This window comes from Mycobacterium sp. B14F4, from assembly GCF_039871645.1.
GTDB lineage: Bacteria > Actinomycetota > Actinomycetes > Mycobacteriales > Mycobacteriaceae > Mycobacterium.
Genome location: NZ_JBDPMF010000004.1, coordinates 178,472 through 197,456, shown reverse-complemented (window position 1 = coordinate 197,456; position 18,985 = coordinate 178,472). Strand labels below are relative to the sequence as shown.

Sequence of the window (18,985 nt, the reverse complement as noted above, 5' to 3'; positions counted from 1 at the left end):
GAAGGGCCGTCGGATCCGCGAAGGTTTTACCCACAGCTCGGGGGGCTGCTTGAGGAGGACCCGCACTGACCGGCTCACATACCACCGCCGCCGTAGATCACCCGTCGGGGCAGGACAGGACCGCACCACGCGCCAAGGGCGGCCCGGTCATCGAGATCGACCACGTCACCAAACGCTTCGGTGACTACGTCGCCGTGGCCGAGGCGGACTTCTCCATCGCCTCGGGTGAGTTCTTCTCGATGCTGGGACCGTCCGGCTGCGGGAAGACCACCACGTTGCGGATGATCGCGGGCTTCGAAAGTCCCACCGAGGGCGCGATCCGGCTCGAAGGGGTCGACGTCTCGCGGGTACCGCCGCACAAGCGCAACGTCAACACCGTCTTCCAGCACTACGCGCTGTTCCCGCACATGTCGGTGTGGGACAACGTCGCGTACGGCCCCCGCAGCAAGAAGTTCGACAAGGCGCAGGTGCGCAAGCGGGTCGACGAGCTGTTGGAGATCGTGCGGCTCACCGACTTCGCCGACCGCAGACCGGCCCAGCTCTCCGGCGGGCAGCAGCAGCGCGTCGCGCTGGCCCGCGCGCTGGTCAACTACCCGAGCGCGCTGCTGCTCGACGAGCCCCTCGGCGCGCTGGACCTCAAGCTGCGCCAGGTGATGCAGTTCGAACTCAAGCGCATCCAGCGCGAGGTCGGGATCACGTTCATCTACGTGACCCACGACCAGGAGGAAGCGCTGACGATGAGCGACCGCATCGCGGTCATGAACGCCGGCAACGTCGACCAGATCGGCACGCCGACCGAGATCTACGACCGGCCCTCGACGGTGTTCGTGGCCAGCTTCATCGGCCAGGCCAACTTGTGGGCGGGCAGACAGACCGGCCGCGCCAACCGCGACTTCGCCGAAGTGGAGGTGCTCGGCGCGACGCTGAAGGCCCGCCCCGGCGAGACCGCGATCGAACCGGGCGGCCACGCGACCCTGATGGTGCGGCCCGAACGCGTCCGCGTCTCGATGGACCCGCCCAGCGGTGACGTCGCGACGGTGCGCGCGACGGTGACCGATCTGACGTTCCAGGGACCGGTGGTACGGCTGTCGCTGGCCGCGCCGGACGATTCGACGATCGTCGCCCACATCGGCCCGGAACAGAACCTGCCCCTGCTGCGGCCGGGCGACGAGGTGCACGTCTGCTGGGCGCCGGAAGCCTCCCTCGTGCTGCCGGCGGCCGACATCCCCACCACCGAGGACCTCGAGGAGATGCTCGACGACTCCTGACGCCCGTCGACGCCTCCCCACCCCTTCACTTCCCTCCGATGAAAGGCAATAGCCGCCATGCCCAACGAGTTGGATCCCCGCCTGATCGCCCGTCTCGCCACCAACCGCACGTCGCGTCGACGCTTCATCGGCGGGGGCGCCGCGGCCGCCGCCGCCCTGGCGCTCGGCCCGTCGATGCTGACGGCCTGCGGGTCCGAGAGCGGCACGTCGGGCACGACCACCCAGGACAGCGGGCCGGCCAGCGGCACCGTGCGGATCTCCAACTGGCCGCTGTACATGGCCGACGGGTTCATCGCGGCGTTCCAGCAGTCGTCGGGCATCACCGTCGACTATAAGGAGGACTTCAACGACAACGAGGAGTGGTTCGCCAAGGTCAAGGAACCCCTGTCGCGCAAGCAGGACATCGGCGCCGACCTCGTGGTGCCGACCACCTTCATGGCGACCCGCCTTAACGGCCTCGGCTGGCTCAATGACATCAGCGACGCCGGGTGGTCCAACAAGAAGAACCTGCGCACCGACCTCCTCGAGGCCAGCGTCGACCCCGACCGCAAGTTCAGCGCACCGTACATGTCGGGGCTCGTCGGCCTGGCCTACAACCGTGCCGCGACGGGCCGGGACATCAGGACCATCGACGACCTGTGGGATCCCGCGTTCAAGGGCCGGGTCAGCCTGTTCTCCGACGCGCAGGACGGGCTGGGCATGATCATGCTGTCGCAGGGTGGTTCGGTCGAGGACCCCAACACCGAGTCGGTGCAGAAGGCGATCGACCTGGTGCGCGAGCAGAAGGACAAGGGTCAGATCCGCCGGTTCACCGGAAATGATTACGCCGACGACCTGGCAGCAGGCAATATCGCTGTGGCGCAGGCATATTCGGGTGACGTCGTGCAATTGCAGGCCGACAACCCCGACCTGCAGTTCGTCGTCCCGGAGTCCGGCGGAACCACCTTCGTCGACACCATGGTGATTCCGTACACCACGCAGAACCAGAAGGCCGCCGAGGCGTGGATCAACTACATCTACGACCGGGCCAACTACGCCAAGTTGATCGCGTTCACCCAGTTCGTGCCGGTGCTGTCCGATATGACCGATGAACTCGACAAGATCGACCCGGGTGTGGCGAACAACCCCCTGATCAACCCGCCGAAGGATGTGCTCGACAGGTCGAAGGGCTGGGCTCCGCTCACCGACGAGCAGACCCAGGAGTACAACACCGCGTACGCCGCAGTCACCGGCGCATAGCCGATGGCGCTGCGGACGCGAGGAGCACAATGGCGGGCGTAGCCACCAGCGGCCGCCAGCGCAGCAGGATCGCGCCGTATCTGATGATCCTGCCCGCGCTGGCCTACCTCGCGGTGTTCTTCGTCATACCCTTCGTCTCGCTGGCACGCACGTCGCTGTCATCGACGTCGGGCTCGGTTTTCCTTCCCACCCTGACCTTTTCATGGGATTTCGGAAATTACCTCGACGCGTTCACCCGGTACTCAGACCAGATCCTGCGCTCGTTCGGCTATGCCATCACCGCGACGGTGTTGTGCATCCTGCTGAGCTTCCCGCTGGCGTATGTGATCGCGTTCAAGGCCGGCCGGTTCAAGAACCTGATCCTCGGCTTGGTGATCCTGCCGTTCTTCGTGACGTTCCTGATCCGCACGATCGCCTGGAAGACCATTCTGGCCGACGACGGTTGGGTGGTCAGCGCGCTGGACACCATCGGCCTGCTGCCCAGCGACGGGCGCTTGCTGTCCACGAGTTGGGCGGTGATCGGCGGGCTCACCTACAACTGGATCATCTTCATGATCCTGCCGCTCTACGTGAGCCTGGAGAAGATCGACCCGCGGTTGATCGAGGCCTCCAAGGACCTGTACTCCTCGAACACCCGTAGCTTCACCAAAGTCATTCTGCCGCTGTCGATGCCGGGCCTGCTGGCGGGCAGCCTGCTGGTGTTCATCCCCGCGGCGGGTGACTTCATCAACGCCGAGTACCTCGGTAGCACGCAGACCACGATGATCGGCAACGTGATCCAGCAGCAGTTCCTCGTGGTCAAGGACTATCCGGCGGCCGCTGCGCTGAGCATGGTGCTGATGGGCATCATCCTGGTCGGCGTCCTGCTCTACACCCGCGCGCTGGGAACGGAGGACTTGGTATGACCATCCAGGCGATGGCCGACGCCACCAGTGCCTCTCCGGCGAAAACCGTGAAGGGATCTCCGAAGTGGGGCGATGTCCTGCTGCGCATCGTCGCGGGTCTGGTGCTGCTCTATCTGTTCCTGCCGATCTTCGTGATCGTGCTGTTCTCGTTCAACGACCCGAAGGGCAAGTTCAACTACTCCTGGCAGGGCTTCACGCTGGAGAACTGGGCCGACCCGTTCAAGTACCCCGCCCTGACCGAGGCGCTGCAGTTGAGCATCAACGTCGCAGCGGTGTCGACGGCGGTGGCCCTGGTGCTCGGCTCGCTGGTGGCCATAGCGCTTGTGCGCCAACGCTGGCGGGGCCAGCGGGCGGTCGACACCTTCCTGGTGCTGCCCCTGACGGCGCCCGAGGTCGTGATGGGTGCTGCTCTGTTGGTGCTCTTCCTCGATCTCGGGTGGGCCACCGGATACGTCACGATCGTCCTGGCGCACATCGCGTTCGAGGTGAGCTTCATCGCCATGACCGTGCGGGCGCGGGTGCGCGGCTTCGACTGGACGCTCGAAGACGCGTCGCTGGACCTCGGCGCCAGCCCGGCGCGGACCTTCTTCCGGGTGACGCTGCCGCTGATCGTGCCCGGCATCATCGCGGCGGCCATGCTGTCGTTCGCGTTGTCGCTCGACGACTTCATCATCACGTATTTCGTCAGCGGGTCGGCGGTGACCTATCCGCTCTTCGTCAACGCGGCGGTGAAGGCGGCCGTGCCGCCGCAGATCAACGTGCTCGCCACGGCGATCCTGGTGATCAGCCTGATCCTGCTGGCGGCCGGAACGCTGTACCGCCGCAAGCGCATCGACACCTAGGACCATTGGGCGCGGGCGTGTTCCCCGTGCACGCTGCTCCTCGGAACCTCACGACCCGACTTCGGCAGGCACCGGCGGTTGACGCGCACCGGTGCGCGCGGCGCCGACCCCCGCGGCCACCACGAAACCCATGCCGATCACACCCATCGCACCCGGCACCTGGTGCAGCACCACGAAACCGACCATCATCGCGAACGCTGGCTCCAGTGCCATCAACGTGCCGAACGCGGCGGCGGTCAACTTGCGCAACGCCATCAGTTCCAGCGCGAACGGGACCATCGGCAGCAGGATGGCCAATCCGATTCCGATGACGAGGATTTCGGCCGACATCCGCGGGAGCACGGAGTGCCCGACGGCGGCCGTGGCCACCAGGCCGGCGACCGGCATGGAGACCGCAAGCCCGTTGATACCGGCGACCTCGTCGCCGACGCGCTGAGTGAGCAGGATGTAGCTCGCCCAGCACACGGCCGCGGCGAGCGCAAACAGCACACCGACGGGATCCACCGCTCCCGCCCACGGCTGGGTCAGCAGCACCACGCCGACGGCCGCCAGTCCCGGCCACAGCACCCGGTCCCGGCCCCTGCCGTGCGCGACGGCGACCCCCAGCGGACCCAGGAACTCCAGCGCACTCGCGGTGCCCAGCGGGATGCGGTCGAGCGCGGCCATGAACAGCAGCGTGATGGCGGCCGTCACCACACCGAGCACCACGCACATGCGAAACGAGGCCCACGTGAACGCCGCGCGGCGGGGCCGCACGATGACGAGCATCAGCACGCCGGCCCACGCCAGGCGCAACCACGCCGCACCCTCCACGCCGATGCGGTCGATCAGCGTCACGGCCAGCGCCAACCCGGTCTGAACGCACAGCATCGAGGCCACGGCCATCAACGCGCCGGTGCGGGCCTGACTCGTCATGTCCTGCATTGAACGGCACGGCAACCATTCGCGTCCACGTGATTTCACTGGACATGCCGTTCAAACATCCTGAACAATCGCGGGTCATGGACATCCGCCGGTTGCAGCTGCTGCTGGCGCTCTCACGGCTGGGGTCGATGCGCGCGGTCGCCGACGCGCACCGCCTCACCACGTCGACCGTTTCGCAGCAGATCGCCGCTCTGGCAAGGGAAACCGGCGCTCAGCTGATCGAGCCCGAGGGCCGCCGGGTGCGTCTCACGCCCGCCGGACGGCGACTCGCCGACCACGCCGTGGCGATCCTCGCCGCCATCGACAGCGCCCGTCTGGATCTCGACCCCGACGCCGAGCCCTCCGGCATCGTCCGGGTCGGCGGTTTCGCCACCGGAATCCGCGTGTCGCTGCTGCCGATCGTCGCCCAGCTCGCCGAGGACTATCCGAAGGTCGACCTGGTGATCAGCGAGTACGAACCCGTCGAGGCGTTCCGGCTGCTGACCGACGACGACCTCGACCTCGCGCTGACCTACGACTACAACCTGGCACCCGCTTCGCCGGGACCGGTTCTGCAGACCGAGCCGCTGTGGTCGATCTCCTGGGGTCTCGGCGTCCCCGACGATTTCCCCGACGGGCCGGCCGACGTAGCCGCATACGCCGACCAAACCTGGATTGTCAACTCCCGCAACACCGCTGACGAGACCGCGGTGCGCACGCTGGCCGCGCTGGCGGGATTCACCCCCCGCATCGCCCACCAGATCGACAGCCTCGACCTCGTCGAGGACCTCATCGTCGCGGGCTACGGCGTGGGGCTGCTGCCGATCGGCAGGCCGACCAGTGCCGGCGTCAAGGTGCTTGCCCTCAACGCACCCGAAGCCGTGCTGACGGCCTACGCGGTGACCCGGCGCGGCCGCGCGACGTGGCCTCCGCTCCGGGCGGTGCTGGAGCGCATGCGTCCTGCGTCCGGCGGTGCGTTGCCCCGCCCGCCGTGGCCACGACCGGAGGGCCGCCGTTCAGGTCAGGCGGCGCGGGAGCGCCGACGGTGACGCGTATCGGTCGACCAGAGGTGGCCGCAGGTCGGACACTGCAGGTGCACCACGCTCGCCTCGTTGGCCAGCAGGTACTGCCAGTGGTCAGAACAGTTGAGCCGGCGCTGGCAGTCGACGCATCCGGAGCCGTGCCGACACCGGGGACACTCGAGCCATGCCCGGCGGGCGCGGTCGGCGGTGGGATCAATCGGCAGCACGGGTCACCGTCCGATCGGGTAGCACACCGGCGCGGACCAGGTCGTCGTAGACGCGCTGCTGCTCCTCGTCCAGGCCGGAATACAGCATGTCGTAGGCCTGCCGCTCGCCGGCCAGTGCCGCCCCGGGATCCCAGTCCTCTCCGATCGCCTCGAGGACGGCCGCGCGCCGCCTCACCTCGTCGAGCGTCAGGTCGTAGGCGAAAACTTCATGAGCCATGCGGTAAGGGCACCCTTAGTTCGTTGATGAAGCGCCCAGGATGCCCTGAATGCGACTCGCCGAACAATGAGCCAGGTCACATCGACCGGGTGGGGCCCGTCACCCGGTCCGCGAGCCATCGGCGCTGCCGACGCACGAAGGCCGCGTCCACCACCGCCCCGTGTCCCGGGACGTAGGCCGCATTCGCGCCGCCCGCGGCCAACACGCGATCCAGTGTCGACGGCCAGGCCGCCACGTCGGAGTCGTCGCCGATACACGGATCGGCGGACTCCTCGACCAGGTCGCCACAGAAGACCACGGTCCGGTCGTCGCCGGCGGACACGGCGATCAGGTCGTGGTCGGTGTGGCCGCGCCCGGGGTGGCTCAGCCAGACCGATCCATCACCCAGGTCGATGACGGCGGAGGACACGTGGTGGTCAGGTCGGCGCAGCGCGTCGACGGCGCGGTCGATCTCGTCGGGGTCCGCACCGTGCCGGATCGCATCGGCACGCAGATCTCCCGCACCACGCGCCACCGTCGCGGCTACGGCGGGCGCGCAGTACACCGCGGCGCCGTCGAACGCCGGGAAGCCGAGAATGTGGTCGAAGTGATTGTGCGTCAACAGGATATGAGTCACCCGACGACCGGTCAGCGTCAGCACGTCGTCGCGGATGGCGCCGGCCTCGGTCAGCGTGCTGCCGGTGTCGATCAAGGCGATGCCGGTTTGACCCACGATGAGGCCGACCGTCACATCCAGGAACGGCAGACGCGTGCGAGATATCCTGTCCGCCAGGCGTTCCCAGGGGAGTTTCACTGACCCAGGGTCAGCGGCTGGGCCGCCCGGTACCGCTCGAGCACCGTCGGCGTGGGCTCGGCGTCATAGGTCGCCGTGACACCGAACGACCAGGCCGGTGGCGAATCCTTCTGCGAGAGCGTCCATGCCGCCTGCCGTGCCGCGCCCAACGCCACATATTCGGCCGGTGTCGGGACGTGCACCGTCACACCCAGGATTGCGGGCGCCAATCGCCGGACCGCTTCCGAACGCGCTCCCCCGCCCGTGAGGATCACGCGCTGCACCTCGACGCCATGGTCGGTGATCTTGTCGACGCAGAAGGCCATCGAGCTCAGCAGCCCCTCGACAGCCGCCCGGGCAACATTGGCGGACACCATGTTCCGCGTCGTCACACCGTGCAGTGCGCCTGCGGCGTTCGGCAGGTTCGGTGAGCGCTCGCCCTCGAAGTACGGCACCAGTGTCAGCCCCTCCGCACCCGGCGGCGCCGACAGCGCGAGCCGGTCGAGCTCGTCGAAGTCGACGCCCAGCATGGTCGCGACGGCGGCCAGCACCGGCGCGCCGTTGAGGGTGCACACCAGCGGCAGTTGCCTGCCCGTCGCGTCGGCGAACGCTGCCACGATTCCTTCCGGATCGTGAGGCGCCACTTCGCCGACCGCGCTGACCACGCCCGAAGTGCCCAGGGAGACCACGCAATCGCCCGGTCCGGCCCCGAGGCCCAGGGCCGCCGCGGCGTTGTCACCGGCGCCCGGGCCCAGCACCGCACCGGACGGGGTCCGCCCGGCGGCGGCGTGCGGTCCGAGCACCGTGGGCACGGCGGGCCGTCTGCCGCGCATCGCCAGTTCGAGGACGTCGGGTAGGTAGCCGCCGGACTCCGCCGAATAGTAGCCGGTGCCGCTGGCATCGCTGCGGTCCGTGTGCAGATCGCCGATGTCGGACGATCCACTCAACCGCCACGTGAGCCAGTCGTGCGGCAGGCACACCGCCGCGGTGGCGTCGGCGTTCGCGGGTTCATGGTCGGCGAGCCAGCGCAGCTTGGTCGCGGTGATCGCCGCGACCGGCACGACGCCCACGCGGTTCGCCCACTCCTGAGCCCCGCCGAACTCCCTTGTCAGCTCGACGGCCGCACTGCTGGATCGAGTGTCGTTCCACAGCAGGGCATCTCGCACCACGTGGCCGTCGGCCTCCAGGCACACCATGCCGTGTTGCTGCGCTCCGACCGACACCGCCGCGACGTCGTCCAGACCACCCGCGGTGGAGATCGAGGCCTCCAGCGCCGACCACCACAGCGCCGGGTCCACCTCCGTGCCGTCCGGGTGCGGCGCGGACGCCGACCGGACGATCGCGCCGGTGTCGGCGTCGCAGACCACCACCTTGCAGGACTGCGTGGACGAATCGGTCCCCGCCACAAGAGCCACGGTTGTAGAACCTACTCCGACGAGCCGTGCTGCCGACCGGCACTTCGGGGAGGAAAGCGGATTTACGGGCCTTCGGATCACGGCGTGATGGACAATCAGCTGTGGCCACAGAGCACCCGACCACCGACGGGCGTTGGGACGACGACCGAGACGAGACGGAGGCACAGCGCCTGGACCGCAACTGGTCCAGCCTCCTGCAGGAGCTTCGGGTCGCGCAGACCGGAGTCCAACTGCTCACCGGTTTCCTTCTGATCCTTCCGTTCTCCGACCGATTCTCGAGCCTGGATTCGGTGATGCGCGCGGTGTACCTGATCACCGTCGGGTGCTCGATCGGTGCCACCGTCCTGCTCATCGCACCGGTGAGCATGCATCGCGTCCTGTTCCGCAGACACCGTCTCGACACCGTCGTGTCGACCGCACACCACTTCGCGATCACCGGCACGCTCTTGCTGGGGATCGCCATGGCCGGAGTGGCGACGATCATCTTCGCCACCGTCGCGAACCGTCCCCTGGGCTGGATCGCCGGTGGCGCCACCCTGGTGGCGCTTCTCGCGTTCTGGTATGCGATGCCGTTGCGCGGTCGACGCACCAAGGGCAACTCATACTGACGTTTGTGACGACATTGGCCTGGGAACTCCTCGGCCATGTTGATTCGACGTATCGCGCGCCCGATGTTGTCAGCAGCCTTCATCGCCCGGGGTGTCGACGCCCTGCGAAGCCCCAAGCCGGCGGCGGATGCGGCCCGGCCGACACTCGAGGGGCTCGGTAAGCTTCCCGACCCCGTCGGCACGAATGTTCCCTCCAACGCGGAAACGGTCGCCCGAATCAACGCCGCCGTGCAGATCGGCGGCGGGCTGCTTCTGGCGACCGGCAAACTACCGCGCGCTGCGTCGGCGGCACTGGCTCTCAGCGTGGTACCCGGCAGCCTTGGCGGGCATACCTTTTGGAGTGAGACAGATCCGCAGCGCAAGGCCGACGAGCGGCGCGCCTTCATCACCGACATCAGCCTGATCGGCGGTCTGATCATCGCCGCCGTCGACACCGAGGGCAAACCGTCGCTGGGGTGGCGCGGCCGCCGTGCGGCCCGGAAGGTCTCCGAAGCGGTCACCGCCGCGCTGCCCGCCGGGGCCGCCACGGGCGGGGCGCTGAGCGACGGCGCGTTGGCCGAGAAGGTCGGCCACGGCCTGCACGTCGGCGCCGAGCGTGGTCGTGAACTGGCCCACGTCGCGCGCGAACGCGGCGCAGAACTCGCCGAGGTCGCCCGTGAACGCGGGCCGGAGATCGCCGACCTGGCCCGCAAGCGCGGCGCCGAACTGGCCGACGTCGCCCGCGAGCGGGGCTCGGAGTGGGCCGACGTCGCCCGCGACCGGGGGCCTGAACTCGCCGAGGTCGCGCGCAAGCGGGGCGCGCTGCTCGCCGACGTCGCGCGTGAGCGCGGTTCGGAGTGGGCCGACGTCGCCCGCGACCGCGCACCCGATCTGGCCGACACCGCCCGCGGTCGCGCGGCCGAACTGGCCGATGCGGCGCGGATCCAGGCGAAGACCGCGCGCAAACAGGCCAAGGCACAGGCCAAGCTGGCCAAGGCGCAGGGCCGCCGCCTGCGCTAGGCGAAACCCGTTCCGGCTGCGCCACCCGGGCGTACATTGGCTCGGGTGAGCACCGGAGACTACGCATATCAACCCGGACCGTACGGCGGCCATCCTCCTTCAGGTGTTCCCGGCGGTCTTCTGCTGCGCTGGCTGGCGCGCGTCATCGACGGCATCATCGTCGGGATCGTGAGTTGGTTCCTGGCGTTCGTCACCGATTCGATGTCGAGCATCATGGTCACCGGGTTCTTCACCGGCGCGCTGATGTTCTTGTATTTCTTCGCGTTCGAGAGCACGCAGGGCTGGACGCCGGGAAAGAAGCTGTTGGGGCTTCGCGTTCTCGGTCCCGGCGGAGCGGCCAAACCCACAGCGGCCCAGTCGGCGATTCGCAACTCGTGGACGGTGTTGCCCATCATCCCGTTCATCGGTGGCCTGCTCGGGATCGTTGCGATGGTCGTCATCGCGGTCACCATCAGCGGCAGTCCGACCAAGCAAGGCAAGCACGACGAACTGGCAGGCGGCACACAGGTCGTCAAGGGCTGACGGCCGCGGCCGGGCTGCGTTGCTACGTCAAGCGACGACCCACAGCGCGAGGCTGATCAGGAACGCGGACAGGCCCAGCGTGGTCTCCATGACCGTCCAGGTCTTGAGTGTCGTCTTGACGTCCATCCCGAAGAAGCGGCTGACCAGCCAGAATCCCGAGTCGTTGACATGCGAGAGCACGGTGGCGCCGGCAGCGATGGCGAGGACCAGCAGGGTGAGCTGAAGATTGGTCAGGTCCGCTTCGGCGGCCGCGGCGCTGATCAATCCGGCTGTGGTGGTCAACGCGACGGTGGCCGATCCCTGCGCGACACGCAGCAGCGTGGCGATGATGAAGGCCTGCAGGATCAGCGACATACCGAGGTTCGCGAGCGAATCGCTCAGCGCGGTCCCGATGCCACTCAACCGCAGCACGCCGCCGAACATCCCGCCGGCCCCGGTGATGAGGATGACCGAGCAGATCGGACCCAGGGCGCGGTCGAGAATCGTGCTGACGTCGGCCATCGAGCGACCCCGCAGACCCAAGGCGAGAGTTGCCACGATCACCGTGATGAGCAGTGCGACGCTGGTGTTCCCGAGCAGCTTGAGGTACTCCGCCCACGTCACGCCCTCCTCGATGACGCCGGCCGTCATGAGGGTGTCGAGCACCGTGTTGAACGAGATCAGCACGAACGGCAGCAGCAACACGCCCAGCACGGTCGCGAACGCGGGAGCCGTGCGGGCGGCGGTGCGGACCTGTCCCGCAGCGGCCGCCCCGGTCCCGTCGCCGTCGGTGACCTCGTCGCGGCCACCGTCGGTGACCTCGCGGCCACCGTTCATCTCGCCGAACAGCGCCACAGGGACGTCGACGTGTACCCGGCGTCCGATGGCCCGAGAAACCAGGTAGGCGCCGACGTACCACGACGCGACGGCGACGGGCGCGCCGACGAGCAGGGTGAGGCCGATGCTCGCCTCGAGCGCTTCGGCGGCCGCAACCGGTCCCGGGTGCGGAGGTACCAACGCGTGCATGGCGGCGAAGGCCCCAGCCGCAGGCAAGGCGTACAGCAGAAGAGATCCGCCGAACCGTCGCGCGACCGTCATGATGATCGGCAGGAACACCACAAGACCGGCGTCGAAGAAGATCGGGAAGCCGAAGAGCAGCGCGGCCACGCCGAGGGCCAAGGGCGCCCGCTTCTCCCCGAATCGGCCGATGAGGGTGTCGGCGAGAACCTGTGCGCCGCCGGTGACTTCGAGGAGTCGGCCGATCATCACGCCGAAGCCGACGAGCAGGGCCACCGAGCCGATCGTGTTGGAGAACCCGAACGACAGCGCGTCCGGCACGTCGGCCACGGGGATTCCGGCGGCCAACGCCGTCAACACGCTCACCAACACCAGTGCCACGAAGGCATGCAGTTTCACCTTCATGATGAGGAACAGCAGGAGTGCGACCGCCACCGCGGCGATCACGAGCAGTGTGCCGGCGCCATAGGCCGGTTCAATTGCTTCCACGAGGCCTCCGAATTCGATTGCCCGGCTGTTCCGGGACGTCTCGGGTTGTCAGGACAAGGCGTCGGTCGACGGAATCCAAGCGCGCGACCTCCGCTTCGGCGACGTCGTGACCGCAGCTCACCGGTCACCGGCTTCCGTTGTGCGGTAGTCAGATTGGCCGACGTACGCCTCGATGACGGAGTCGATGGCCTGGTCGACGTCGATGGCGATGCCGCGCTCGTCGGGTTGCAGCGGCTCGAGGGTGTCGAATTGAGACTGCAACAGCGATGCCGGCATGAAATGCCCGGGCCGGCTGGCCTGGCGTCTGCTGATGACCTCCGGGGTGCCGCTGAGATGGAGCAGCTCGACGCCGGGGCAGTGCGTGCGCAACTGGTCACGGTATTTGCGCTTGAGCGCCGAACAGCTCATCACTCCACCGCTTGCACAGTGCTCGGCCAGCCACTCCCCGATCGCCTCGAGCCACGGGTACCGGTCGTCGTCGTCGAGGGGTTGGCCGGCGGTCATCTTGGCGACGTTGGCCGGTGGGTGGAAATCATCGGCGTCGGCGAACGGGACGCGGAGTCGTTGGGCGAGCGCGGCACCGACGGTCGACTTTCCCGACCCGGAGACGCCCATCACGACGATTGGTGACGCCATTACCTCCACCTACCCAGTTGTGTCCGGCGTCACACAGCCTGCCTCAAAAGGCATACGATTGCAAGTATATTTCGGAATCGTATGTTTTTAATCGCGCCAGCAAACTTATGACAGGATGTATGCGTGGCGTCTCAACCAATCGTCGGCGCCCTGCACGGCGGTCTGCTCACAGCGCTCGGCACCGCAATCGTATCCGGGGAGTACCCGGGCGGGCAGGTGCTCACCCTCGACGGGGTCAGTGCGCGATACGGCGTGTCGAGAAGCGTCGCGCGCGAGGCCATTCGGGTGCTGGAGTCGATGGGCATGGCTGCTTCGCGGCGGCGAGTCGGCATCACGGTGCAGTCCGCGGAGAAATGGAACGTTTTCGACCCGCTGCTGATCCGCTGGCGTTTGGAGGCGGGCGACCGTGCCGCGCAACTGGTCTCGCTCTCGGAACTGCGTCGCGGGTTCGAACCCGTCGCGGCAGCGCTGGCGGCCCGACGGGCCAATCCCGATCAGTGCCGGGTCATGGCCGCCACCGTGTCGGACATGGTGGTGCACGGTCGTGCCGGTGACCTCGAGGCATACCTGCAGGCCGACAAGGTGTTTCACCAGACCTTGCTGGAAGCCAGCGGCAACGAGATGTTTCGCGCGCTGAACGGCGTCGTGGCCGAGGTACTCACCGGGCGGACGCATCACGGCATGATGCCCGTCACGCCGAATCCGGCGGCCATCGATCTGCACGACGACGTCGCGCGGGCGATCAGGACGCGGAATGCCGAGGCGGCCGAACTGGCGATGCGGGCGATCATCGACGAGGCCAGTTCCGCTGTGACCGTGGAGATTTCAGGACGGGACTAGGTCGAAGTTCATCATCAGGCCTTCGACGTTGTTGACGGCAACGGTGCGCCGGACCTTGACCCCGCCGGAATCCACGTCGCACTGGGTGACCGCGCCGACCGTGCCGTCCAGGCCCGAGTCGCACACGACCGGCCCGATGGTGACGCCCGGCACGGCGGCCAGTCGCGACACCGCCTGCTCGAGCTGCTCCTTGGACACCGCGGGTCTCACCACGTAGTCGATCGACGATCCGTCCACCCCGGTCACCGAGATCACCGGCTCGAAGCTGTTGGTCGGCGACAGCACCACCTCACACCGCGCCGTCCGGCCGACCTCGCCGAGGAGGTCCTCCCGGCACGTCACCGACTGAGGCACCTCGCCCGTGGTGGTCAGGCGCTCGGTGATCTCACGGGTCAGGACGTCCTTGGAGACTGTCGGGGTGGTGGTGACCTCGGGGTCGCGCCCGCATCCCGACAGCAGCGCGGTCAGCGCGCCGAGGGCCGTGAAGCCCAGCCTGACCGTGTTCATGGTCGCCTCCACCGAACTCGGCCGTGAGCCTAGTGGTTGACTGCGGGTGTGGATAGGCAATCAACGTTGGCCCGCCGGTTCTTCGACCGCCTCGAACCCGTGCACGCCGTCACGTATTTCTCGCCCGAGGCTCGCGCCGCACTCGACGGGCTTGGCTACAAAGGCTTCTGGATGGGTTACTTCGCGGCCCGTTCGGCGCCGTTCGGCGTCGTGCCGGCGGAGGTGATAACGGCCGCTTTCTACAACTTCGCACCGCAACGCGTCGCCAAGACGCTGCCCGCCGCCTGGGATGTCGCCACGCCGGCCGAGGCTTTGCGTGCGCGACTGGATTCCGCGGCGGCGGCGCTGCGCCGCTACGGCGTCGGCGACGGCGACGACGTGCGGACGGCCGCCGAGCTGGCGGCGAAGGCGGCACGCAACGCGCCGATGGACGGCCGGGCGTTGTTCGCCGCGAACGCGGCGTTGGAGTGGCCCGACGAACCGCTGGCCAAGCTCTGGCATGCCACCACGCTGCTGCGCGAACAACGCGGCGACGGCCATGTCGCCGTACTCACGGCGCTGGGCATCTCCGGCCGCGAGTGCAACGTGCTGCACGCGGCGGCCGGTCGCGTGCCAAAGGAGATGATCATGCGCAGCCGTGACTATGACGACGAGCAGTGGTGCGCTTACCAGGACCGGCTGGCCCAGCGTGGGCTGCTCGACGGCGACGAGCTCACCGACGCCGGCCGTGCATTCAAACAGCGAATCGAGGACGGCACCGATCGGTTGGCGCTGTCAGTGCTCGACGCGCTGGACGACGACGAGGTCGAGGCGCTGTTCCTGGCGTTGACGCCGATCACCCGCAAGGTCGTCGCCGCCGGCGACGTGCCCGCCGCCACCCCGATGGGCCTGAGCCGCGACGACCTCGACGACGACAGCGCCCACCTGACGTGAGCCGCACGAGCACTCCACGTCCCGGCGAGCGCAAGAGGGAATGAAATGGAACTGTCAGCGCTGGTTGCGGTTCCATTCGACCCAGCCCACTCCCCTGCGACCGTCGGCCGTTGTCACGGTCACCCAGGCCCGCGGGAAGTGGCTGACCCTGCCGTCGGAGGACGTCAGCAACACCGGGGCGTGCCCGCGGGCTTCCACGGTCGCAACGACGTCACCGGGAGCCAGTGTCAGCGTCGTCTGCAGCGGTAAGCCGTTGTCCGCGAACGTCTCCCGCGCCGTCACTGCCTGCAGCTCGACCAGCGGGATGCCCGCGCGCTGCGCGTAGCCGATGCCGATCGGCGGGGCGCCGGGTATCCGGATGTCGACGGCGTGCAGGTGCGTGCCGTCGTCGAGGTGCAGCGCGCTCCACACCCAGTCCATCGACCACCAGTCCCGCACACCCCACGAGTGGTCGCGCTGTCCGGGCACCGCGGTGACCGTGAACTCCCGACCGTCCGCCGTCACGGTGCCGGTCACCGTGCACGGGATCTCATAGCGCGAGGTGATCCGGTACTGGTACGGCGTGCCCGCGGTCGTCCACTCGAGGTCCATCGACACCTCGACGGGCCGGCCGGATTCGTTGCGCAGCAGGGCGGCCGGGTCGTCATAGGCCTGGCCCTGACCCCGCATGGTCACGCGATACTTCATCAGCGGCTCGGTCGCGTCCAGCGTCATCTCGATGGCGCCGGATTCGGTGAAGTCGACCAGCGCGTACGTCGGAATGCCGGGGCCGCAGACCAATCCGTTGAGCCACGACGTGCCCAGGTTCGGGTAGCGGCCCAGCCGGAGCCAGCCGCCGATCTGCTGCTGTTGGTCGACGAAGTCGAAGTACCAGCTCTCGTTCCAGAGCGGTTCATCGTCGGCGGGATGCGCGCCCTCGTCGTCGGCCGACGGCGTAAGCGGCTCGGCGGCAACGGCTTCGGGCAGAATGCTCAACGCGTCGACGTCCAGCACGTGCTGACAGTGACGCTGCAGCATCGTCATGAACATCTCGTCGCCACGGTCCGTGCGCTCGACGAGCATCGACGACACGATCGCCATCATCACCCCGAAGAAGCTCTGCCTGCGCACGCCCTCGCGCACCTCGTCGAGACCAATCCGGGCGCCGGGGCCGAGCGCCTGCTGGTACGCCGTCAGCAGGGCGTCGTAATGATCGCGGCGCACCTGCACCGGCAGCGCACATCCGAGGAAGTAGGCGACGTCCGTCATGGCGGGCCCCCACGCCACGGTCTGCCAGTCGACGACCGTCAGCGGCCGGTCCGCACCCGGCTGCCCGAAGAGCATGTTGTCGAGGCGGTAATCCCCGTGCACCAGGCCCATCACCCGGTCAGGTGCGGACTCGGCCTCCAGGTATGCGTCGAAGCCGGCGACCAGTCGCTCACACACCGTCCGATACTCGGGCGCGATCATCACGGCGTAGCGCTCGGCGAAGCCGGCGTACAACTGCCCGATCAGTCCCTGGTTCACCGGCGTCTCCCGGTTCAGCCACTCGGCGCTGGCCATCGCGGGGTCACCCAGCAGCGGACCGTGCAGCCGGCCCAACTGGGCGAGCGCCAGGGTGGCCTGTTCGACGGTGGCGCCGCGGATTTCGTCTCCCACGACCGCAGGCCCGGCATCACCCAACAGCAGGTGAAAGGCCCCGGTGCCGGGATCGAACCCTGACGAGAAGCACGGCGCGACGGGACCGCCGATGCGCGGCGCGATCTCGGTGTAGAAGCGCACCTCCCGCTCGTAGAGGCCGAGCGCCAAACCGGTCTGCCTGCTCACCGGATCGGTGGCGGCGACCTTCAGCACGACGTTGGCCGGACCGGTTCCCCCGCCGGCGTAGGTCAGCGAGACGCGATAGCACTCGCTCATCTGGCCGGTGCCGATGCGCTCGAAGGAGAACTCGGCGACCGGCGCGCCGATCGCGGAAGTGAGCCAGTCGGCGGTCAGGTCCGCCGGGCGCTCGATCACAGGGGTGTCAGTCGGGTGCACCCGGCCAAGATAGCAGTGGGCCACATCACACTTTGACGGGTGTCAACTGATGCCGCACGGCACGCGCCCGTCACGGCGCGGCCAGCGAGAACCCTTCCCATGCCTGCCTGCGGGCGGCGTGCGGGTCGTATTCCACCCGGGGCCGTCGATCGAACACCCGCACCGCGCGGTCGGCGCTGGTGTAGGTGGGCCAACCGGCACCGGGCACACCCGTGCGGGCGAATTCGCGCCAGCGGCCCTGCACGTCGTCGCTGACCCGCAGCGCCGCGCGCCGGTCGCCGGCCGCCGTGAGCAGTCGCCCGAAGTTCGTGCGGTAAGTGTCGAACACCGCCAGCAGTTCGGTGGCGTGCGTCGCTCCGAGGCCCGACCATCGCAGCGGCCGGGGCGCGTAGTCGTAGCGATAGAGATACGTCGGCGCATGAGCGCTGTGCGCCTCGGCGATCTGCCAGGCGGCCGAACCGAAGGCGAAGTCGCCGCCGAACTGGATACACGCCGCCGGGTCCGGATAGTCGGGGTAGGCGGCCGTGATCCGTTCGCGCTCTTCGGGTTCCGCATGAGCCAGCAGCCGCTCGATCATCGACTCGGTCATGGGCAGCAATTTGAGGAACCGGCCGAACAACCGCGCCTCCTCGGCGTTGGTTCCCACGATGAGCGGCACGCGGTGCGCCTTGCCGGTGCGCATCGCCTGCACCGGATCCCGCGGCAGATAGTCCGTTCCGCTGGTCGGGCCTGCGGCGAAGGCGCCGAGCATGTCGCGCTGACCTTGCCGGACCAACCGCTCGAACGCGGTCACCAGATCCGCGGGGCGGGCGGCCATCACGGCGGCGGCGCCGTCACCGTCGTGGGCGCCGAGCAGCGCGGCGAACCGCGTCGCGTACTGAGCGGCCACCTCGGGTGTGCGCACCATGCCCGCGGCTGGGCTTTCCGAGATGGCTCGCGAGAAGAGGTCTTTGGCAGCCGGTACGGCCAGCAGGGTGGCCACCGCGTGCGCGCCTGCGCTCTCGCCGAAGATGGTGACCTTGCCGGGGTCACCACCGAAGGCGGCGATGTTGTCACGCACCCAGCGCAGGGACATCACCAGATCGCGCAGGTACAGGTTGTCGTCGAAGGTGAACTCTGCGTTGGACAACGACGACAGGTCAAGACACCCCAGCGGGCCGAGGCGGTAGTTCACCGAGACGTACACGCAGCCCTTGCGCGCCAGCGCCGCACCGTCGTAGATCGGGGTGGCCGAACTGCCCATGAAGTAGCCCCCACCGTGGATGAAGACCATCACCGGGAGCGACTCGTCGAACCGCTTCTTGGGCGCCACCACGTTGAGCGTCAGGCAGTCCTCGCTCATCGGCTGGTACTTGCCCGGCGCCAGGATGGTGTACATGCGCTGCTGGGGCGCGCAGTTGCCGTAGCCGTGGCAGTAGCGCACGCCGCGCCACGGCTGCACCGGCTGGGGCGCGCGCAACCGCAGCTGACCCACCGGCGGCCGGGCATACGGGATCGACCGCCACCGGTGCACGCCGTCGCGGGCGAACCCTTCGACCGTGCCCGACGCGGTGGTCACGCGGACGGTGTGTTCGTGCATCACCCGACGGTAGCGAATGCCGCACCGCCGTGCCTGGCCAGGGATTCCGT

At 68.4% G+C, this 18,985-nt stretch carries 19 protein-coding genes; 10 read left to right on the top strand and 9 right to left on the bottom strand.

Annotation, left to right across the window (positions count from 1 at the left end):
• Nucleotides 1–65: 65 nt before the first annotated feature.
• From ABGB19_RS13295 to ABGB19_RS13280, 4 genes are read left to right on the top strand one after another with little or no spacing between them, the layout of a single operon-like run.
• Nucleotides 66–1,268, top strand: coding sequence for an ABC transporter ATP-binding protein (locus tag ABGB19_RS13295; RefSeq protein WP_347686727.1), 1,203 nt, complete (start codon nucleotides 66–68; stop codon nucleotides 1,266–1,268).
• Between the two features lie 57 nt (nucleotides 1,269–1,325).
• Nucleotides 1,326–2,507: a spermidine/putrescine ABC transporter substrate-binding protein gene (locus ABGB19_RS13290; protein WP_347686424.1), complete on the top strand. Its 1,182-nt coding sequence runs from the start codon at nucleotides 1,326–1,328 to the stop codon at nucleotides 2,505–2,507.
• A gap of 29 nt (nucleotides 2,508–2,536) precedes the next feature.
• Entirely contained in the window at nucleotides 2,537–3,412 is an 876-nt protein-coding gene (locus tag ABGB19_RS13285) for an ABC transporter permease (RefSeq protein ID WP_347686423.1), read from the top strand.
• Nucleotides 3,409–4,254, top strand: coding sequence for an ABC transporter permease (locus ABGB19_RS13280; RefSeq protein WP_347686422.1), 846 nt, complete (start codon nucleotides 3,409–3,411; stop codon nucleotides 4,252–4,254). Before ABGB19_RS13285 ends, ABGB19_RS13280 begins: the two co-directional genes overlap by 4 nt.
• Nucleotides 4,255–4,302: 48 nt before the next feature.
• Here ABGB19_RS13280 and ABGB19_RS13275 read toward each other — a convergent pair whose 3' ends face one another.
• Nucleotides 4,303–5,169 (bottom strand): EamA family transporter, encoded by an 867-nt coding sequence (locus tag ABGB19_RS13275; protein WP_347686421.1) that lies wholly within the window; start codon nucleotides 5,167–5,169, stop codon nucleotides 4,303–4,305.
• 86 nt (nucleotides 5,170–5,255) lie between these two features.
• On the opposite strand from ABGB19_RS13275, the gene ABGB19_RS13270 reads away from it, so the two are divergent.
• Complete coding sequence (locus tag ABGB19_RS13270; protein WP_347686420.1) at nucleotides 5,256–6,206, top strand: LysR family transcriptional regulator; 951 nt, start codon at nucleotides 5,256–5,258, stop codon at nucleotides 6,204–6,206.
• A gap of 186 nt (nucleotides 6,207–6,392) precedes the next feature.
• On the opposite strand, the gene ABGB19_RS13265 is transcribed toward ABGB19_RS13270, so the two are convergent.
• The 3 genes from ABGB19_RS13265 to ABGB19_RS13255 form a co-directional block, all read right to left on the bottom strand.
• Nucleotides 6,393–6,623, bottom strand: a complete 231-nt coding sequence (locus ABGB19_RS13265; protein ID WP_347686419.1) for a DUF6400 family protein — start codon at nucleotides 6,621–6,623, stop codon at nucleotides 6,393–6,395.
• A gap of 76 nt (nucleotides 6,624–6,699) precedes the next feature.
• Nucleotides 6,700–7,416, bottom strand: a complete 717-nt coding sequence (locus tag ABGB19_RS13260; protein WP_347686418.1) for an MBL fold metallo-hydrolase — start codon at nucleotides 7,414–7,416, stop codon at nucleotides 6,700–6,702.
• Nucleotides 7,413–8,810, bottom strand: coding sequence for an FGGY family carbohydrate kinase (locus ABGB19_RS13255; protein WP_347686417.1), 1,398 nt, complete (start codon nucleotides 8,808–8,810; stop codon nucleotides 7,413–7,415). Before ABGB19_RS13255 ends, ABGB19_RS13260 begins: the two co-directional genes overlap by 4 nt.
• A 101-nt stretch (nucleotides 8,811–8,911) precedes the next feature.
• On the opposite strand from ABGB19_RS13255, the gene ABGB19_RS13250 reads away from it, so the two are divergent.
• From ABGB19_RS13250 to ABGB19_RS13240, 3 genes are read left to right on the top strand one after another with little or no spacing between them, the layout of a single operon-like run.
• Nucleotides 8,912–9,418 (top strand): DUF6328 family protein, encoded by a 507-nt coding sequence (locus tag ABGB19_RS13250; protein ID WP_347686416.1) that lies wholly within the window; start codon nucleotides 8,912–8,914, stop codon nucleotides 9,416–9,418.
• Nucleotides 9,419–9,454: 36 nt separating this feature from the next.
• Nucleotides 9,455–10,417 carry a DoxX family protein gene (locus tag ABGB19_RS13245; RefSeq protein WP_347686415.1) on the top strand — a complete coding sequence of 321 codons (963 nt, stop codon included), beginning with the start codon at nucleotides 9,455–9,457 and terminating at the stop codon, nucleotides 10,415–10,417.
• 45 nt (nucleotides 10,418–10,462) lie between these two features.
• A complete protein-coding gene (locus ABGB19_RS13240; protein WP_347686414.1) occupies nucleotides 10,463–10,939 on the top strand; it encodes an RDD family protein in 477 nt (158 codons plus the stop codon).
• A 27-nt stretch (nucleotides 10,940–10,966) separates the two neighbouring features.
• Here ABGB19_RS13240 and ABGB19_RS13235 read toward each other — a convergent pair whose 3' ends face one another.
• Entirely contained in the window at nucleotides 10,967–12,424 is a 1,458-nt protein-coding gene (locus ABGB19_RS13235; protein ID WP_347686413.1) for a GntP family permease, read from the bottom strand.
• Nucleotides 12,425–12,541: 117 nt separating this feature from the next.
• Nucleotides 12,542–13,060, bottom strand: a complete 519-nt coding sequence (locus tag ABGB19_RS13230; protein ID WP_347686412.1) for a gluconokinase — start codon at nucleotides 13,058–13,060, stop codon at nucleotides 12,542–12,544.
• Nucleotides 13,061–13,183: 123 nt separating this feature from the next.
• Here ABGB19_RS13230 and ABGB19_RS13225 point away from each other — a divergent pair, with 123 nt between their 5' ends.
• Nucleotides 13,184–13,900 (top strand): FCD domain-containing protein, encoded by a 717-nt coding sequence (locus tag ABGB19_RS13225; protein ID WP_347686411.1) that lies wholly within the window; start codon nucleotides 13,184–13,186, stop codon nucleotides 13,898–13,900.
• Here the strand turns inward: ABGB19_RS13225 and ABGB19_RS13220 are convergent.
• Nucleotides 13,886–14,407: a DUF4333 domain-containing protein gene (locus ABGB19_RS13220; RefSeq protein ID WP_347686410.1), complete on the bottom strand. Its 522-nt coding sequence runs from the start codon at nucleotides 14,405–14,407 to the stop codon at nucleotides 13,886–13,888. The genes ABGB19_RS13225 and ABGB19_RS13220 overlap by 15 nt on opposite strands.
• Before the next feature lie 48 nt (nucleotides 14,408–14,455).
• On the opposite strand from ABGB19_RS13220, the gene ABGB19_RS13215 reads away from it, so the two are divergent.
• The gene (locus ABGB19_RS13215; RefSeq protein WP_347686409.1) at nucleotides 14,456–15,340 is read left to right on the top strand and encodes a hypothetical protein; all 885 of its coding nucleotides are present in this window, start codon (nucleotides 14,456–14,458) and stop codon (nucleotides 15,338–15,340) included.
• A 54-nt stretch (nucleotides 15,341–15,394) separates the two neighbouring features.
• Here the strand turns inward: ABGB19_RS13215 and ABGB19_RS13210 are convergent, their stop codons facing one another.
• Both ABGB19_RS13210 and ABGB19_RS13205 read right to left on the bottom strand, forming a co-directional pair.
• Nucleotides 15,395–17,356, bottom strand: a complete 1,962-nt coding sequence (locus ABGB19_RS13210; protein WP_347686408.1) for a phosphotransferase — start codon at nucleotides 17,354–17,356, stop codon at nucleotides 15,395–15,397.
• A 70-nt stretch (nucleotides 17,357–17,426) separates the two neighbouring features.
• Nucleotides 17,427–18,935, bottom strand: coding sequence for a carboxylesterase/lipase family protein (locus tag ABGB19_RS13205; RefSeq protein WP_347686407.1), 1,509 nt, complete (start codon nucleotides 18,933–18,935; stop codon nucleotides 17,427–17,429).
• Nucleotides 18,936–18,985 lie beyond the last annotated feature (50 nt).

Coding starts and splice junctions, on each gene's coding strand:
- ABGB19_RS13290 (WP_347686424.1), top strand. CDS start 1,326: ATGCCCAACGAGTTGGATCCCCGCCTGATCGCCCGTCTCGCCACCAAC.
- ABGB19_RS13285 (WP_347686423.1), top strand. CDS start 2,537: ATGGCGGGCGTAGCCACCAGCGGCCGCCAGCGCAGCAGGATCGCGCCG.
- ABGB19_RS13280 (WP_347686422.1), top strand. CDS start 3,409: ATGACCATCCAGGCGATGGCCGACGCCACCAGTGCCTCTCCGGCGAAA.
- ABGB19_RS13275 (WP_347686421.1), bottom strand. CDS start 5,169: ATGACGAGTCAGGCCCGCACCGGCGCGTTGATGGCCGTGGCCTCGATG.
- ABGB19_RS13270 (WP_347686420.1), top strand. CDS start 5,256: ATGGACATCCGCCGGTTGCAGCTGCTGCTGGCGCTCTCACGGCTGGGG.
- ABGB19_RS13265 (WP_347686419.1), bottom strand. CDS start 6,623: ATGGCTCATGAAGTTTTCGCCTACGACCTGACGCTCGACGAGGTGAGG.
- ABGB19_RS13245 (WP_347686415.1), top strand. CDS start 9,455: ATGTTGATTCGACGTATCGCGCGCCCGATGTTGTCAGCAGCCTTCATC.
- ABGB19_RS13230 (WP_347686412.1), bottom strand. CDS start 13,060: ATGGCGTCACCAATCGTCGTGATGGGCGTCTCCGGGTCGGGAAAGTCG.
- ABGB19_RS13220 (WP_347686410.1), bottom strand. CDS start 14,407: ATGAACACGGTCAGGCTGGGCTTCACGGCCCTCGGCGCGCTGACCGCG.
- ABGB19_RS13205 (WP_347686407.1), bottom strand. CDS start 18,935: ATGCACGAACACACCGTCCGCGTGACCACCGCGTCGGGCACGGTCGAA.